At 73.0% G+C, this 14,785-nt stretch carries 13 protein-coding genes and 1 pseudogene; 9 read left to right on the top strand and 5 right to left on the bottom strand.

The genetic code is table 11. The features are described 5' to 3' along the window. The first annotated feature begins 75 nt into the window (after positions 1–75). Positions 76–873, top strand: a complete 798-nt coding sequence (locus ACFZDE_RS25675) for an IclR family transcriptional regulator C-terminal domain-containing protein (RefSeq protein ID WP_390995123.1) — start codon at positions 76–78, stop codon at positions 871–873. A gap of 26 nt (positions 874–899) precedes the next feature. Here the strand turns inward: ACFZDE_RS25675 and ACFZDE_RS25670 are convergent, their stop codons facing one another. Then, complete coding sequence (locus tag ACFZDE_RS25670; protein ID WP_390995120.1) at positions 900–1,229, bottom strand: DUF5955 family protein; 330 nt, start codon at positions 1,227–1,229, stop codon at positions 900–902. A 243-nt stretch (positions 1,230–1,472) separates the two neighbouring features. Here ACFZDE_RS25670 and ACFZDE_RS25665 point away from each other — a divergent pair, with 243 nt between their 5' ends. Both ACFZDE_RS25665 and aceB read left to right on the top strand, forming a co-directional pair. Then, positions 1,473–2,087, top strand: a complete 615-nt coding sequence (locus ACFZDE_RS25665; RefSeq protein WP_391203476.1) for an NTP transferase domain-containing protein — start codon at positions 1,473–1,475, stop codon at positions 2,085–2,087. A 208-nt stretch (positions 2,088–2,295) separates the two neighbouring features. Beyond that, on the top strand, positions 2,296–3,921 hold the full coding sequence (aceB, locus tag ACFZDE_RS25660; RefSeq protein ID WP_390995115.1) for a malate synthase A: 1,626 nt from the start codon (positions 2,296–2,298) through the stop codon (positions 3,919–3,921). A 7-nt stretch (positions 3,922–3,928) separates the two neighbouring features. Here aceB and ACFZDE_RS25655 read toward each other — a convergent pair. Further along, positions 3,929–4,096, bottom strand: a pseudogene (locus ACFZDE_RS25655) (Rdx family protein); the annotation flags it as partial. A gap of 39 nt (positions 4,097–4,135) precedes the next feature. Continuing rightward, positions 4,136–5,050, bottom strand: coding sequence for a HipA family kinase (locus ACFZDE_RS25650; RefSeq protein WP_390995112.1), 915 nt, complete (start codon positions 5,048–5,050; stop codon positions 4,136–4,138). Between the two features lie 182 nt (positions 5,051–5,232). Here ACFZDE_RS25650 and ACFZDE_RS25645 point away from each other — a divergent pair, with 182 nt between their 5' ends. From ACFZDE_RS25645 to ACFZDE_RS25625, 5 genes are all read left to right on the top strand, one after another. Continuing rightward, positions 5,233–6,102 (top strand): ATP-binding cassette domain-containing protein, encoded by an 870-nt coding sequence (locus ACFZDE_RS25645; protein WP_390995109.1) that lies wholly within the window; start codon positions 5,233–5,235, stop codon positions 6,100–6,102. Continuing rightward, positions 6,099–7,082, top strand: a complete 984-nt coding sequence (locus tag ACFZDE_RS25640; protein ID WP_391203473.1) for an ABC transporter substrate-binding protein — start codon at positions 6,099–6,101, stop codon at positions 7,080–7,082. Before ACFZDE_RS25645 ends, ACFZDE_RS25640 begins: the two co-directional genes overlap by 4 nt. A gap of 7 nt (positions 7,083–7,089) precedes the next feature. Beyond that, positions 7,090–9,162 carry a Fe(3+)-hydroxamate ABC transporter permease FhuB gene (locus ACFZDE_RS25635; RefSeq protein ID WP_391203470.1) on the top strand — a complete coding sequence of 691 codons (2,073 nt, stop codon included), beginning with the start codon at positions 7,090–7,092 and terminating at the stop codon, positions 9,160–9,162. Between the two features lie 80 nt (positions 9,163–9,242). After that, positions 9,243–10,742 carry an amino acid permease gene (locus ACFZDE_RS25630; RefSeq protein WP_391203467.1) on the top strand — a complete coding sequence of 500 codons (1,500 nt, stop codon included), beginning with the start codon at positions 9,243–9,245 and terminating at the stop codon, positions 10,740–10,742. Between the two features lie 2 nt (positions 10,743–10,744). Then, positions 10,745–11,161 (top strand): universal stress protein, encoded by a 417-nt coding sequence (locus tag ACFZDE_RS25625; RefSeq protein ID WP_390995098.1) that lies wholly within the window; start codon positions 10,745–10,747, stop codon positions 11,159–11,161. On the opposite strand, the gene ACFZDE_RS25620 is transcribed toward ACFZDE_RS25625, so the two are convergent. Then, positions 11,156–11,527, bottom strand: coding sequence for a (2Fe-2S) ferredoxin domain-containing protein (locus ACFZDE_RS25620; protein ID WP_390995095.1), 372 nt, complete (start codon positions 11,525–11,527; stop codon positions 11,156–11,158). The genes ACFZDE_RS25625 and ACFZDE_RS25620 overlap by 6 nt on opposite strands. 66 nt (positions 11,528–11,593) lie before the next feature. After that, positions 11,594–13,147 carry an IucA/IucC family protein gene (locus ACFZDE_RS25615; protein ID WP_391203464.1) on the bottom strand — a complete coding sequence of 518 codons (1,554 nt, stop codon included), beginning with the start codon at positions 13,145–13,147 and terminating at the stop codon, positions 11,594–11,596. A gap of 124 nt (positions 13,148–13,271) precedes the next feature. Between ACFZDE_RS25615 and ACFZDE_RS25610 the strand changes: the two genes are divergently transcribed. Then, on the top strand, positions 13,272–14,765 hold the full coding sequence (locus ACFZDE_RS25610; protein WP_391203461.1) for an IucA/IucC family protein: 1,494 nt from the start codon (positions 13,272–13,274) through the stop codon (positions 14,763–14,765). Positions 14,766–14,785 lie beyond the last annotated feature (20 nt).

Raw genomic sequence — 14,785 nt, 5'->3', positions numbered from 1 at the left:
CTATGTACAAGCGGGGAGTCAACCGGCCGCCGGGTAGGCTTCTGCCCTTCCCGCCCGCCCCGAAAGGAACGCGCCGTGCCGACGTCCAGCGCCAGCACCACCGACTCCGCCCGGTCCTCCGCCAACGGCGGCGTCCAGTCCCTGGAGCGCGCCTTCGATCTGCTCGAACGGATGGCGGACGCGGGGGGCGAGGTCGGCCTGAGCGAGCTGTCCGCGAGCAGCGGCCTGCCCCTGCCGACCATCCACCGCCTGATGCGCACGCTGGTGGCCTGCGGGTACGTACGTCAGCAGCCCAACCGGCGGTACGCGCTCGGCCCCCGCCTGATCCGCCTCGGCGAGTCGGCCTCCCGGCTGCTGGGCACCTGGGCCAGGCCGTATCTGGCGCGGCTGGTCGAGGAGACCGGCGAGACGGCGAACATGGCGCTGCTGGACGGGGACGAGATCGTCTACGTGGCGCAGGTGCCGTCGAAGCACTCGATGCGGATGTTCACGGAGGTCGGCCGGCGGGTGCTGCCGCACTCCACGGGCGTGGGCAAGGCCCTGCTCGCCGGTTTCCCGCCGGAGGAGGTGCGGGCCCTGCTCTCCCGTACGGGCATGCCCGCCGCGACGGAGAAGACGATCACCACGGCCGACGGCTTCCTCGCGGCCCTGGAGGACGTGCGCCGGCAGGGCTACGCCATCGACGACAACGAGCAGGAGATCGGCGTCCGTTGCCTCGCGGTGCCGGTACCCGACTCCCCCACCGCGGCGGCCATCTCCATCTCCGGCCCGGCGGGCCGGGTCACGGAGGCGGCGACGGACAAGATCGTGCCGGTGCTCCAGCAGGTCGCGGGAGAACTCTCCGAGGCCCTCGCGAGCCAGAACCCGGCATAGTCACGACATCGGGCGCAGGACAGGCTCTAGCCCTGGCCCCGTACCGGCCCCCCGAAGAGATCGACCGCACGCCGGACCTCCGTGAGTTCCGCGGACAGGGCGCTCACCGAGCCGATCGCGCCCGCGACCAGCAGGAGGGAGCGGCGCAGGCCGGGGATCTCGGGGGTGCCGTCGGCGGCCATGGCGGCCAGTGCGGCCAGTTCCTCCTCGGCGATGGCCCGGTCGGCGAACTCGCCGGGATGGGCGGCCAGTCGGCGGCGTAACCGGGACACGGCGGAGCGCAGCTCCGTCACGCGCGGGTCCTCGTCGCCGCCGGTCGCAGGCCCCTGCCGCTTCTGCTCGACGCTCCGCAACACAGTCCTCCCCCTCGCACCTCGTCGTGCGCGTGCCCTTCCGACGCGAAGTCCCCCACACCGGGCGGCGGTCGGCCGCCCGGCCGGTCGGTGCGGGCGACAGTAAACGACGCGGGCCACCAGGCGCCAGTCCATTGCGTCATCGACTTGTTTCGCAGAGTGACTTTCTGGCCCGAGGCGCACGCCCGTGCGGCGCGCGCCGCGCATCGTCGCACCCGCGTACGGGGCGTGCGGTATGCAGGAGCCATGACGACACGGGAGACGACGGGCGGGGCAGGAACGGTCGCCGGACTGCTGCTCGCGGCCGGTGGCGGGCGGCGGCTCGGCGGGCGGCCCAAGGCGCTGCTCCCCCATCGCGGACGCCCCCTGGTGGAGCACGCGGTGCGGGTGCTGCGGGAGGGCGGCTGCGCGACCGTGCATGTGGTGCTGGGCGCGCAGGCCGACGACGTGCGCGCACGGGCGGCGCTGCCGGGCTGCGTCCTGGTCGGCAACCCCGACTGGGAGCAGGGGATGGGGAGTTCCCTGCGTGCCGGGCTCGACTCGCTGGCCGGCACGGGCACACGGGCCGCCCTGGTGTCGCTCGTCGACCAGCCCGGCATCGGCCCCGAGGCGGTGGCCCGGGTCCTCGCGGCGTACGAGGGCGAGCAGTCGCTCGTCTCCGCCGCGTACGACGGCGTGCGCGGCCACCCGGTGCTGTTCGGCGCCGCCCACTGGGCGGGCATCGCCGCGACTGCGACCGGGGACCGGGGGGCACGCGCCTACCTGAAGGAGCACCGGACGGCCATCACCCTCGTCGAGTGCGGGGACGTCGCCCGGCCCTACGACATCGACACCGAAGCCGATCTGGCCCACCTGGAGTGAGCGGGGTGGCACGGAGCGCCACCTTGCCTCGACTCAGAGAATCTCGACATCAACAGACGATTGAACTTCCACCATGAGGAAACTACTATCCACTGTTCAGAAGCGCCCTACCGCTCCTCGGGCGCCGAACGCCGTATCCGGGAAGACTGGCACCCGGTGCCAAGCACGCCGGCTCGTCTTCACAGCTCGCTGAAGGAAGTGACCGTTCATGTCCGCTCCAGCGCCGTCCCCGCTGGCCATCGTCGACGCCGAGCCCCTGCCCCGGCAGGAGGAGGTCCTCACCGAAGCGGCGCTCGCCTTCGTGGCCGAGCTGCACCGGCGGTTCACGCCCCGGCGTGACGAGCTCCTCGCCCGCCGCGCCGAGCGCCGCGCCGAGATCGCCCGCACCTCCACCCTCGACTTCCTCCCGGAGACGGCCGCGATCCGCGCCGACGACTCCTGGCGGGTCGCCCCGGCCCCGGAGGCCCTGAACGACCGCCGGGTCGAGATCACCGGCCCCACCGACCGCAAGATGACCATCAACGCCCTCAACTCGGGCGCCAAGGTGTGGCTCGCGGACTTCGAGGACGCCTCCGCGCCCACCTGGGAGAACGTGATCCTGGGCCAGGTCAACCTGAGCGACGCCTACACCCGGAACATCGACTTCACCGACGCGAGGTCCGGCAAGTCGTACGCGCTGAAGGCGGACGAGGAACTCGCCACGGTCGTCATGCGCCCGCGCGGCTGGCACCTGAACGAGCGTCACCTCGTCGACGCCGACGGCACCCCCGTGCCCGGCGCGCTCGTCGACTTCGGCCTGTACTTCTTCCACAACGCCCAGCGCCTGCTGGACCTCGGCAAGGGACCGTACTTCTACCTCCCGAAGACGGAGTCCCACCTGGAGGCCCGCCTGTGGAACGAGGTGTTCGTCTTCGCGCAGGAGTACTGCGGCATCCCGCAGGGCACGGTCCGCGCGACCGTCCTCATCGAGACGATCACCGCCGCGTACGAGATGGAGGAGATCCTCTACGAGCTGCGCGACCACGCCTCCGGGCTGAACGCCGGGCGATGGGACTACCTGTTCTCCATCGTCAAGAACTTCCGTGACGGCGGCGCCGAGTTCGTCCTGCCGGACCGCAACGCGGTGACGATGACCGCCCCGTTCATGCGCGCCTACACCGAACTCCTCGTCCGCACCTGCCACAAGCGCGGCGCCCACGCCATCGGCGGCATGGCGGCGTTCATCCCCTCCCGCCGGGACGCCGAGGTCAACAAGGTCGCGTTCGAGAAGGTCCGTGCCGACAAGGACCGCGAGGCCGGCGACGGTTTCGACGGCTCCTGGGTCGCCCACCCCGACCTGGTGCCGATCGCCATGGAGTCCTTCGACAAGGTCCTCGGCGACAAGCCCAACCAGAAGGACCGCCTCCGCGAGGACGTCGTCGTCGAGGCGGCCGACCTGATCGCCGTCGGCTCCCTCGACGCCAAGCCCACCTACGCGGGTCTGGTCAACGCCGTGCAGGTGGGCATCCGTTACATCGAGGCGTGGCTGCGCGGCCTCGGCGCCGTCGCCATCTTCAATCTGATGGAGGACGCGGCCACCGCCGAGATCTCCCGCTCCCAGATCTGGCAGTGGATCAACGCGGAGGTCGTCCTCGACAACGGCGAGCAGGTCACCGCCGACCTGGCCCGCAAGGTCGCCGCCGAGGAACTCGCGAACATCCGGGCCGAGATCGGCGACGAGGCCTTCGCGGCCGGAAACTGGCAGCAGGCGCACGACCTGCTGCTGACGGTCGCCCTCGACGAGGACTACGCCGACTTCCTGACGCTTCCGGCGTACGAGCAGCTCAAGGGCTGAACAGCCGCTACCGCTCCGAGTGGCCCAGGGCCTTGCCCGGGGCCACTCGGCCGCGTACGGCCTTCTTCACCGCCGTCGGCTCCGGGAAGCCCTGCGCGCGCCGGTCCCAGACGACCTCGTCGCCGACGCGGACCACGAACACCACCCCTGCCGGCCTGAGGGCCAGTTCGGTCAGCGTCCTGCGCCGGTTCGGTCTCGATCCGCCGGGCATCCGTCATCCGAGGTGCACCGACCAATCCTGCTCGGCCGCGGGCTTGCCGTGCAGGTCGGGCACCTGCTTCAGCCACGCGGGACGTCCTTGCCGGCTCCGCGCCGCCCGGGAGGCCTCCTCGGCGGCGAGCTCCTCGCGGCTGGGGAAGCCGGTGGGCAGCCAGTCCGCCGAGGCCTGCGCGCGGGCGTGGAGGTAGGTCACGTACGCCGCGCGCACCTCGTCCGCGGTGGTGAAGCCCGGCTCGTGAGCGAGCCAGGCGTCCGGGACCTCGGCGAGGATGTGCCGCAGCAGCTCCTCGGTGACGCGGGGCGCCAGTTCGGCGTCGGCGGCCCGGACGTCGGGCCCGTAGTGGCCGAGGGCGTGGTGCCGGAAGTCGTAGGCCTTGCGCGGGTCGGTGGCGTCCCAGCGGTGGTGGAAGACCAGGGCGGCGCCGTGGTCGATCAGCCACAGGCGTGGGCGGGCGACGCCGAGGGTGGGCCAGACCATCAGGTTGGAGCTGTGCACCGTACGGTCGACGTTCACGGTCAGCGCGTCGAGCCAGACGATCCTCCCGGCCTCCAGCGGATCGACGGGGAAGACCCGGGCGAGGTCCGGGGTGAAGTCCCGGGCGCCCGGCAGATGGTCCATGCCGAGGTTCACGCCCGCGCTCGCCGCGTGCAGCTCCCGTACCTCCTGGTGGGGTTCGTGGTCCGCGATCGCCGGGTCGAAGCGCACCAGGACCAGTTCGGGGAAGCGCAGCCCGAGGGCACGGGCCAGCTCCCCCACGATCACCTCGGCGACGAGCGCCTTGCGGCCCTGCGCGGAGCCGGTGAACTTCACGACGTAGGTGCCGAGGTCGTCCGCCTCGACGACCCCGGGGACGGAACCGCCGGAGTGCAGCGGTTCGACGTAGCGGGTCGCGGTGACCTCTCTCAACATGGTCCTCGACCCCACGAACCGTCTGCCTGGCCTGTCACGGGCAACTTCCTCGCATACCGCCCGAGCATACAAAGCGGGGCGCCCGGGCGCGGGCGGTGGCCCGGTGCCCTGACGCGCCGGATGAATCCGGAGGCCGGACCCCCCTTGTCAAGACGATATTAGGTTAGGCTAACCTTCGCCGCGTGAGATCTGGTGAGGAACCCGCCGGCGCATCGCGTCTGCGCGGGCATCAACTGTCGGCCACCGGCGTGAGCGTGGCGTACGACGGCACGGACGTCGTGCACGACGCGGCGATCGCGCTGCGGCCCGGCGAGGTGACCGTCCTGGTCGGGCCCAACGGCAGCGGCAAGTCGACGCTGCTGCGGACCATCGCCCGGTTGCAGCGCCCCCGCCGGGCCGAGCTGCGGATCGACGGCGACACCGACGGCCTCGCCCTGACCGCCCGGGAGTTCGCGCGGTACGTGGCCCTGCTGACACAGGGCCGCCCCACGCCCAGCGGGCTGACCGTGCGCGATGTCGTCGAGTTCGGGCGCTACCCCTACCGGGGCCGCTTCGGCCGGCCGGATCCGGACAGCGGGGCCGCCGTGGCGCGCGCCCTGGCGCTGACCGGGGTCACCGACCTCGCCGAGCGCGCCGCGGACCACCTCTCCGGCGGGCAGTTGCAGCGGGTCTGGCTCGCGAGCTGCCTCGCGCAGGAGACCGGCGTGCTGCTGCTGGACGAGCCGACCACCTATCTCGACCTGCGCTACCAGATCGAACTCCTCGACCTCGTCCGCGACCTGGCGGACGACCACGGGATCGCCGTCGGGGTCGTGCTGCACGACCTCGACCAGGCGGCGGCCCTCGCCGACCGGATCACGCTGCTCGAAGCGGGCCGGATCGTCGCCGACGGCCGGCCCGAGGAGGTCCTGACCCCGGAGCGGCTGACCGCCGTCTACGGCATCCGGATCGACGTCGACACAGACCCCCACACCGGCCGGATACGGACCCGTCCGATCGGCCGGCACCACACCCGCTCCAACCGAAGCGAAAGGCTCGGCACCACCTCATGAGACGTCTCCTGCTCACCGCGGCCACCACCACCGCCGCGGCGCTCACCCTCGCCGCCTGCGGCACCACCGAGCCGGCCGCCGACAGCTCGAAGGAGAAGGCCTCCGAGGCCATCACCCTCACCGACTCCACCGGCGCGAAGGTGAAGCTCGACGGCCCGGCCAAGAAGGTCGTCGCCACCGAGTGGAACGAGGTCGAGAGCCTCATCACCCTCGGCGTCGACCCCGTCGGCGTCGCCGACGTCAAGGGCTACAAGACCTGGGACACCGCCGTCCCGCTGAAGAACGAGCCGAAGGACATCGGCACCCGCGGCGAGCCGAGCATGGACACCATCGCCTCGCTCTCCCCCGACCTCATCGTGGCCAGTTCCGACCTGCCGGACGCGGCCGTGAAGCAGCTGCGGAAGATCGCCCCGGTGCTGGAGATCAAGTCGGCGGACGCCTCCGACCAGATCGGCCAGATGTTCACCAACCTCGACCTCATCGCCAAGGCCACCGGCACCACCGGCAAGGCCAGGACGGCCCGGAAGAACTTCGAGGCCAAGGTCGCCGAGGGCAAGAAGGCCCTCGCCGACGCCGACCTCGACGGCACCGACCTCGCCTTCGCCGACGGCTACGTGCAGTCCAACCAGGTCTCGCTGCGCCCGTACACCGACGGCTCCCTCATCGGCTCCGTCAACAAGCGGCTCGGCCTGAAGAACGCCTGGAAGGTCAAGGGCGACCCGTCCTACGGCCTCGGCACCACCGACGTCGAGGGCCTCACCACCCTGCCGAAGGACGTGCAGTTCGCCTACATAGGCAACGACGACGACAAGTCCAGCAACCCCTTCTCCGGGCAGCTGAAGAAGAACGCCGTGTGGACCTCCCTGCCGTTCGTGAAGGCGGACCGGGTGCACCGGCTGCCCGACGGCATCTGGATGTTCGGCGGTCCCGAGTCGATGGAGGCGTACATCGACGCCGTCGTCGGCGCGCTGACGAAGTAGCGCGGACATGGCCGTCACCGAAGCGCCCCCTGTCACCCGTCCGCCCGGGGCCGCGTCCCGGGCCGGTGCGGCCGCGGTGACGGCCGCTCTCGTCCTCCTGGTAGCCGCCCTGGCCGTCGTCGACATCACCCAGGGCACCGCCGCCGTCGGACCGCAGCAGGTCCTCAAGGCCCTGACCGGACAGGCCGATCCGGGCGACGCCTCCGTGGTCGTCGCCTCCCGGCTGCCGCGGATGACCGCCGGAATCCTGGTCGGCGTCGTCCTCGGCATCGCCGGAGCCGTCCTCCAGGCCGTCAGCCGCAATGTGCTCGCCTCGCCCGACACCCTGGCGGTGAACGCCGGTTCCTATCTGGCGCTCGGGCTGGCCGGCGCGAGCGGCGTCTCCCTGCCGCTGCTCGCCTCCTCCGGCGTGGCCTTCGCGGGCGCTCTTGCGGCCGCGGCCGTCGTGCTCGCCCTGTCCGGCCTCGGCACCGGCACCGTACGGCTGGTCCTCGCCGGCACCGCGCTCGCGCTCGGCCTGAACTCCGTGACGGAAGGGCTGCTGCTGCTGTTCCCGCGGCAGACGCAGGGCCTCTACCAGTGGAACCAGGGCAGCATCGGCCAGAACGGCTTCGACGGCGTCCTGCAGATGCTGCCCGTCGCCCTGATCGGGCTCGTGGGGCTGCTGCTGGTGGCCCGCCGGGTCGACGCGCTCGCCCTCGGGGACGACGCGGCGCGCGGTCTGGGCGTCCCGGTGCGGGCCACCCGCGTCACGGTGGTGGTGCTGGCGGCACTGCTGTCCGCCGCGGCCGTCACCCTCGCCGGGCCCATCGGCTTCGTCGGCCTGTGCGCCCCCGCGCTGGTCCGTCCGCTCGCCCGCCGGTTCCACGGCTTCGTCCGCGCCCGGGCGGTCCTGCCCGTGACCGGTCTCGCCGGTGCCGGGCTGGTGCTCGGGTCGGACGTGCTCCTGCGGGCCCTCATCCCGGCGGACACCGCGGTCGCCGTGCCGACGGGCATCGTCACCAGCCTGGTCGGCGCCGTCTTCCTGGTGGTGACGGCCCTGCGGCTGCGCGACACCGCCGGGGCCGACGCGCCGGACCGGCTGCGCATCCCGAGCCGGACGGCCTTCCTCGTCACCCTGGCCGCACTCGTCGCCGCGGTCGTCGGCGTCCTGCTGGCCGGCGTCCTGCTGGGCGACAGCAAGCTGCTGCTCGGCGATGTCGCCAACTGGGTGCAGGGGCGGGCCGGGCAGACCGTCACCTTCGTCCTGGACACCCGTGTGCCGCGGGTGCTCGCGGCCCTGTGCGCGGGCGGCGCGCTCGCCCTGGCCGGCACGCTGGTGCAGGCCGTGACCCGCAACCCCCTGGCGGAGCCCGGGGTGCTGGGCGTCTCCGGCGGCGCCGCGCTGGGCGCCGTGCTGCTCGTCACCACCGTGCCCGCTGCCGGGTCCTGGGGTGTGGCGGGTGCCGCGTTCGGGGGCGCCGCGCTGGCCTCCGCGATCGTCTTCGGGCTCTCCGCCCGCGGCGGCTACCGGCAGAACCGGCTGGTCCTGGTCGGTATCGGCATGGCCGCCGGTTCCACGGCCCTGATCAGCCTGCTCATCGTCCTCACCGACCCGTTCAACGCCGTCAAGGCGCTGACCTGGCTGTCCGGTTCGACGTACGGGCGGACCATGCCGGACGTGCTGCCCGTCGCGCTCGTGCTGGCGCTGGGCCTGGTGGTCGCCGTCGCCCGCCGCACCAAGCTGGATCTCGTCTCCCTGGACGAGGACACCCCGCGGCTGCTCGGCCTCGGACTGCCCCGGGCCAGGCTGGGGTTCCTGGTGGTGGGCGTGCTGCTCGCGGCGACCGCCGTGGCCTCGGCGGGCACCATCGGTTTCGTGGGCCTGGTCGCGCCGCACGCGGCCCGTGCCCTGGTCGGCCGGCGGCACGTGCGGGTCGTGCCGGTCGCCGTCCTGCTCGGCGCCGCGCTGGTCGGTACGGCGGATCTGCTCGGCCGTACCGTCATCGCCCCCGCCCAGCTGGGCGCCGGCCTGATGACCGCGGTGATCGGCACGCCGTACTTCCTGCACCTGCTGGTCCGCAGCCGGAGGGCGACATGAGGCCCTGAAAGGTCGTCAATGGGCCAAATGCCCCCAAAGCCCCTGTTGTATGGACGCACACACGACGGGAGCGAGGGAGCATGGCCAACGACATCGCGGACTCGGGTCCGCCCCGGGAGGCGAGCCTGAAGCCCGACGCGATCGGGTTCGTCGACGCGCTGGTCATCGGGCTCAACGCGACCTCCCCGGCGTACTCGGTGGCGGCGGTCATCGGCCCGATCGTGGCGCTGGTCGGCATCTACGCCCCCGGGGTGATGCTCGCCTCGTTCGTGCCCATGCTGCTGATCGCGTCGGCGTTCTACTACCTCAACAAGGTCGACCAGGACTGCGGCACGACGTTCTCCTGGGTCACCCGCGCCATGGGGCCGTGGGCGGGCTGGCTCGGCGGCTGGGCCATCACCATGACGGGCGTCCTGGTCGTCGGCTCGCTCGCGGACGTCGCCGTGACGTTCTTCCTGCTCGCCGTAGGCCTGGACAGCTGGGCCGACAACGACGTGGTGCGCCAGGTGCTGACGGTGCTGCTCATCCTGGTGATGACGGCCGTGTGCGTGATCGGCACGGAGATCTCGGCCAAGGTGCAGAACGTCCTCATCCTGGCCCAGGTGGTCTGCCTGCTGGCCTTCGCCGTGGTGGCGCTCTACCGCGTCTACGCCGACACCGGCACCCTCGACGCCATCGACCCGGAGTTCAGCTGGCTCGACCCCTTCGGCTCGGGCGGGGCGTCCCTGACCGCGTCCCTGCTGCTGGGCGTGTTCATCTACTGGGGGTGGGAGTCGGCGGTCAACCTCACCGAGGAGGTCGAGAACTCGGCCACCGCCCCCGGCAAGGCGGCCGTCTGGTCGACGGTGCTGCTGCTGGTGACCTACGTCGCGGTCGCGTTCGCGGTGGTGGCCTACGCGGGGACGGACTACCTCGCCGAGAACGCGGCGGAGGAGGAGTTCATCTTCGCGCTGCTGGCCGAGGAGGCGATGGGCGGCTGGGACTGGGTCGTGCTGCTGGCGGTCTCGACGTCCGCCCTGGCCTCCACGCAGACGACGATCATCCCGGCGTCCCGCACGGGCCTGTCGATGGCCCGCCGGCGCGCCCTGCCCGGGCACTTCGGCCGCATCCACCCGCGGTTCCGCACCCCCGACGTGAGCACCTGGTGGGTGGCCGGCATCGCCATCGCCTGGTACCTCGTCCTCTACAACCTGAGTGCGAACGCCCTCTTCGACTCGCTCACCGCCCTGTCCCTGCTGATCGCCTTCTACTACGCGCTCACCGGACTGGCCTGCGCGGTCTACTACCGCCGTCAACTGACCCGCAGTGTCCGCAACTTCTTCCTGATCGGCCTCGGCCCGCTGGTCGGCGCGGGGCTGCTGGCCTGGCTGCTGGTGGAGTCCGTGGCGGACATGTCCGACCCCGAGAACTCCTACAGCGGCGTCTCGTGGTTCGGGCTCGGCCCGCCGCTCGTCATCGGCATCGGCATCGCCGTGGTGGGCGTGGTCCTCATGATCGTGTGGCGGCTGATGGCGCCCGCCTTCTGGTCGGAGCACCCGAGCGTGGTCGACCCGGCCCTCGTCGACGGCAAGGAGTCCTGAAGATGTCGGTGGTCCTCGGATACGACGAGTCCCCGGGCGCCCAGCAGGCCCTGCGCGTGGCCATCGAGGTGGCGACCGCCTACGACGAACCCCTGGTGATCGTCTACGGCGTCGCCGCCCCCGGTGTCACGGGCGAGGAGTACGGCGCTCATCACGAGGCCGTGCGCGAGGCCGGCAGCACCGCGCTCGGTCACGCGGTGCAGGTGGCCGAACAGGCCGGTGTGCGGACGTCGGTGGAGCTCATCGACGAGCGGCCCGCGCAGGCGCTGATCGAGGCGGCGGCCCGCCACGGCGGCCGGGTCATCGTGGTCGGAACCTGGGGTGAGAGCCCGGTGCGCGGGGCGCTGCTGGGCTCGACTCCGCACAAGCTGCTGCATCTGTCGAGCGTGCCGGTGCTGTGCGTGCCGGCCGTGTCATGAGCCGTCGGGGCGGCGCCGCGCGAGCGGAGTGAAGACGTATAGGCCGAGGATGTCGGGCAGGGGTGCGACGCCGGGGCCGCCCTGGCGGACCCAGGAGACGACGTCCTCGGTCGCCGCCGGGTCGTTGACCAGGCCCAGCCACACCGGCCGGCCCCCAGCGGCCCGCCCGGCCGCGGAGGGCTGGACGACGACGACGTTGGCCTGGTCGCAGACGTCGAGGCAGTCCGAGACGCGCACCGGTGCCGCCTCGCGCAGGCGCTCGGTCTGGGCGGCGTGGTCGACGCCGGTGATTTTGGGGCTGCCGCAGCAGCAGTCCCGGCAGACGACGAGACGGCAGGGGACCTGTGCGTCCGGCGTCGCGGACATGCCGCACCCTCCCTCTCCGGCCGTTGTGATGATCATCCTCGCATGCGGTGGTGCGGCCCCGAGCGGTCAGGTCCCGTCCGCCGCGAGCGGGTTGGGCAGCGGCCGGTAGCGGGCGTCGGCTCCGTCCGCGCCGGTCCAGCGCAGCAGCAGGTTGGTCTTGGCGGGCAGCGTCGGTGAGCTGAGCAGGGCGGGGATCTCGGGCAGGTCGTGGCGGGCGAACGCGCGACGGGCCGCGGGCCAGGGGTCGAAGCCGGGGTGGCGTTCGGTGAGGGCGCCGGCGAGCTCGATGAGGTGGTTGACGACCAGGCAGTACACGAGCCGCTCCCAGCCGGCCCGGCGGCTGACCTCGGGGAGCAGTTTCACGCCTTCGGCGTCCCGGTACAGCGCCTGCACCGGCAGGCCGTCGGCGTCGACGGCGACCAGGGTGTTCTGCAGATGGGCCTCGATGACGACGCCGTGCTCGGCGAACGCCGTCAGCGCCGGGGGCACGACCTGGGCCAGATAGGCCTCCCACCACGCGGCGGGGTCGGGGGCGCGGTCGAGCGGGCTGCCGTCGAAGCCCTCGACGAGCCCGGCGGCGAGCAGCGGGGTCGCGCCGGGCAGGAGGTGGCCTTCGAAGCCGTCGCGGACGAGGACGGCGAGGGCCTCGAAGGCGAAGCCGGCGGTGCGGTACCCGCGGTCGGCCAGCCAGGCCGAGGGCCCGTCGAACGCGGCGAAGGCGGCGCTCACGGCCGTGTCCGTCCCGCGCAGGGCGAGCAGGTCGTGGCGCCACAGCCGGCGGATGTCGTTGGTGATGCGCACGTCGAGGCTGAACTTGAGGAAGAGGTCGGGTCCGGGCGCGTAGAGCGTGCGGATGGCCGCCGTGGGCCAGGTGGAGAAGGCGCTGGCGCCGAGCCGGATCAGCCTGCCGTCCGCGAAGGCGGCGGCGAGTTCGGAGGCGGCCAGGTCGAGCTGCCAGGGGTGCGCCGGGAGCAGACGGTAGCCGGGCGGGGCCGTGCCGAGGGCGTCGAGGGCGGAGGTGTCGCCCTCCTCGACGACGGTGTCCTCGCGCAGGCCGAGCAGGGTCAGGGGGAAGCGGGCGTACGCCTCGGGCGCGTAGGGCAGCCAGGCGGCGGCGGGTCCGCCGCCGCGCGCCTTGGGGGCCGGGTGGTGGGTGTGGCCGGTGAGGAGGCACTGCTCGGAGCGCCGGTAGGGGTCCTCGGGCGGGGTGGCCCGGGCGCGGGCGGCGAGCAGGGCGGCCACGGCCTCCCGGCTGTCGAGCATCTCGGCGGGCAGTTCGTGGTTGGGCGTCCCGGTGTGCAGGCGCAGTTCCTCGGCGACGAGTTTGACCAGCTGGGTGTGGCCGAGGCGGTGCCAGGCGCCCTCCCCGTGGATCTCCGGTTCGGCGGGCCGCCGGGTGCCGCGCACGCGCAGCAGGCGGTCGCCGCCGGGCAGCCGGTGGACCCGATGCTCGCCGTCCTGACCCACCGGCCGGGCAACCTCCCGCAGCAGGCAGTTCAGCAGGGGCACGGCGGCGTACGCGTCGGCCAGAGCGGCGACGTCCGGGCCGTCACCGCGTACGGGGTCGCCGTGGGCCGAGTCGTCGTCGGCGGGCGGGGGCATGAGGTCCACGCGTTCCACTCGTCCCTACGGTCCTTCCAGCGTTCCGGGCGGAGATGATCAGTATGTCGGTCGTCGCGGTTCCGCTGTGACATCCCGGTTCGTCCCCGCATCGTTTCCGCATTCGTACCCGAGGAGCCCGCCCGTGCACCGTTCCCCCAGCGCCGAGACCGAGGTCGCCGACGAGCTGTCCGTCGTGCGGCCGGGTCTCCTGGCGCGGTACGAGGCCGCACTGCCCGGCGCCCGGGCGGCCGTGCTGTCCCGGCTGTGGCGCGGTCTCGCCCACGATCCACTGCCCTGGGTCACCCGCCGCGAGCAGGACGGGCACGGGCTGACGCTGTCCCTGCGGGACGGCCGCCGGCTGCACGGCCCCCGGCCGGATCCCTACACGACCGGCGCGTACGTCGCCGCCGTACGGCTGGACGAGCGGGCCTACGAGGATCCGGCGCGGCTGATGACGGACCTCGCTGTACCGCACTCCGCCTCCTTCGCCGCCGAACTCGGGCACAGCGTCGCCTCGTCGGCGCTGTCGCGGGCGGGGCAGGAGGGTGCTCGGGGCGACTGGCCGGAGCACGACTGGCAGTGGGAGCAGCGGATCGTCGACGGGCATCCGTTCCATCCGACGTGCCGGTCCCGGCCGGGGTTCTCGGTGGCCGAGCAGCTGGCCTACGGGCCCGAGCACCGGCCGGTCGTGGAGCTGGGGCTGGTGCCGGTGCGGGCGGCGGAGTGCCTGGTGGCGGGCGAGTGGCCACAGGAGCTGCGGGACGGGGGGCGGGTGGTGCTGCCGGTGCATCCGTGGCAGGCGGCGCACGTGCTGAAGCGGACGTGCGAGGAGCGCATCGCCGCGCATCCGCTGATGTCCCTGCGGACGCTGGCGCTGCCCGGCGGGCCGCATGTGAAGACCTCGCTGAGCGCCCGGCTGACGTCCTCGGTGCGGGACATCTCCCTCCCCTCGGTCGCCGCGTCGGCGATGCTGTCGGACTTCGCCGAGACGCCCGCAGCGCGCACGGACGGCCTGCTGCACGTCACCCGCACGCTCGGCGCGGCGGCGGCCGGCTCCCCCGACTTCGCGGCCGTCCTGCGGGAATCGCCCGAGGTGTACGCGGGCAGCGGCGAGCGGGTGCTGCCGGTGGCGGCGCTCGTCACCACCGAACTCCCCCGCTCCCCCGCCTGGTTGGCCGCCTTCTCCCGGCTCGCCCTCACCGTCGGGCTGCGGCTGCTGGAGCTGGGCGTGGCGCTGGAGGCACACGGCCAGAACCTGCTGGTGGTCCTCTCCGCGACGGGCGAGCCGCTGCGGCTGGTCTACCGCGACCTGGCCGACATCCGCGTCAGCCCGGCCCGTCTGGCCCGGCACGGCATCACGGCGCCCGAGCTGCCCGCCCGAATGGTCACCGACGACGAACAGGTCCTGCGCCGCAAGCTGTTCGGCTCGCTCGTGGCGGGCGCGCTGGCCGGCACGGCCGGTTCGGGCCCGGCGCTCGCGGCGGCGCTGGAGACGGCCGTACGGGATCTGCCGCGCACGCCCGACCTCGCGGCCCTGTGCGCGGATCCGCTGCCCACGAAGGCGCTGACGCTGATGCGGCTGTCGCCGCGGACGCCCGGCGACCAGTGGGCGCTGCTGCCCAATCCGCTGCGCTGAACGGCGTTTTGGAGCCGGGG

The organism is Streptomyces sp. NPDC007929, from assembly GCF_042959065.1.
GTDB lineage: Bacteria > Actinomycetota > Actinomycetes > Streptomycetales > Streptomycetaceae > Streptomyces.
Note: the sequence above shows the minus strand (reverse complement) of the source record. Positions and strands in the feature narration are given on the sequence as shown.

What these genes read in the sequence shown, in the direction of transcription:
- ACFZDE_RS25665 (WP_391203476.1), top strand. Translation starts at nt 1,473, where the DNA reads ATGACGACACGGGAGACGACGGGCGGGGCAGGAACGGTCGCCGGACTG.
- aceB (WP_390995115.1), top strand. Translation starts at nt 2,296, where the DNA reads ATGTCCGCTCCAGCGCCGTCCCCGCTGGCCATCGTCGACGCCGAGCCC.
- ACFZDE_RS25650 (WP_390995112.1), bottom strand. Translation starts at nt 5,050, where the DNA reads ATGTTGAGAGAGGTCACCGCGACCCGCTACGTCGAACCGCTGCACTCC.
- ACFZDE_RS25640 (WP_391203473.1), top strand. Translation starts at nt 6,099, where the DNA reads ATGAGACGTCTCCTGCTCACCGCGGCCACCACCACCGCCGCGGCGCTC.
- ACFZDE_RS25635 (WP_391203470.1), top strand. Translation starts at nt 7,090, where the DNA reads ATGGCCGTCACCGAAGCGCCCCCTGTCACCCGTCCGCCCGGGGCCGCG.
- ACFZDE_RS25630 (WP_391203467.1), top strand. Translation starts at nt 9,243, where the DNA reads ATGGCCAACGACATCGCGGACTCGGGTCCGCCCCGGGAGGCGAGCCTG.
- ACFZDE_RS25625 (WP_390995098.1), top strand. Translation starts at nt 10,745, where the DNA reads ATGTCGGTGGTCCTCGGATACGACGAGTCCCCGGGCGCCCAGCAGGCC.
- ACFZDE_RS25620 (WP_390995095.1), bottom strand. Translation starts at nt 11,527, where the DNA reads ATGTCCGCGACGCCGGACGCACAGGTCCCCTGCCGTCTCGTCGTCTGC.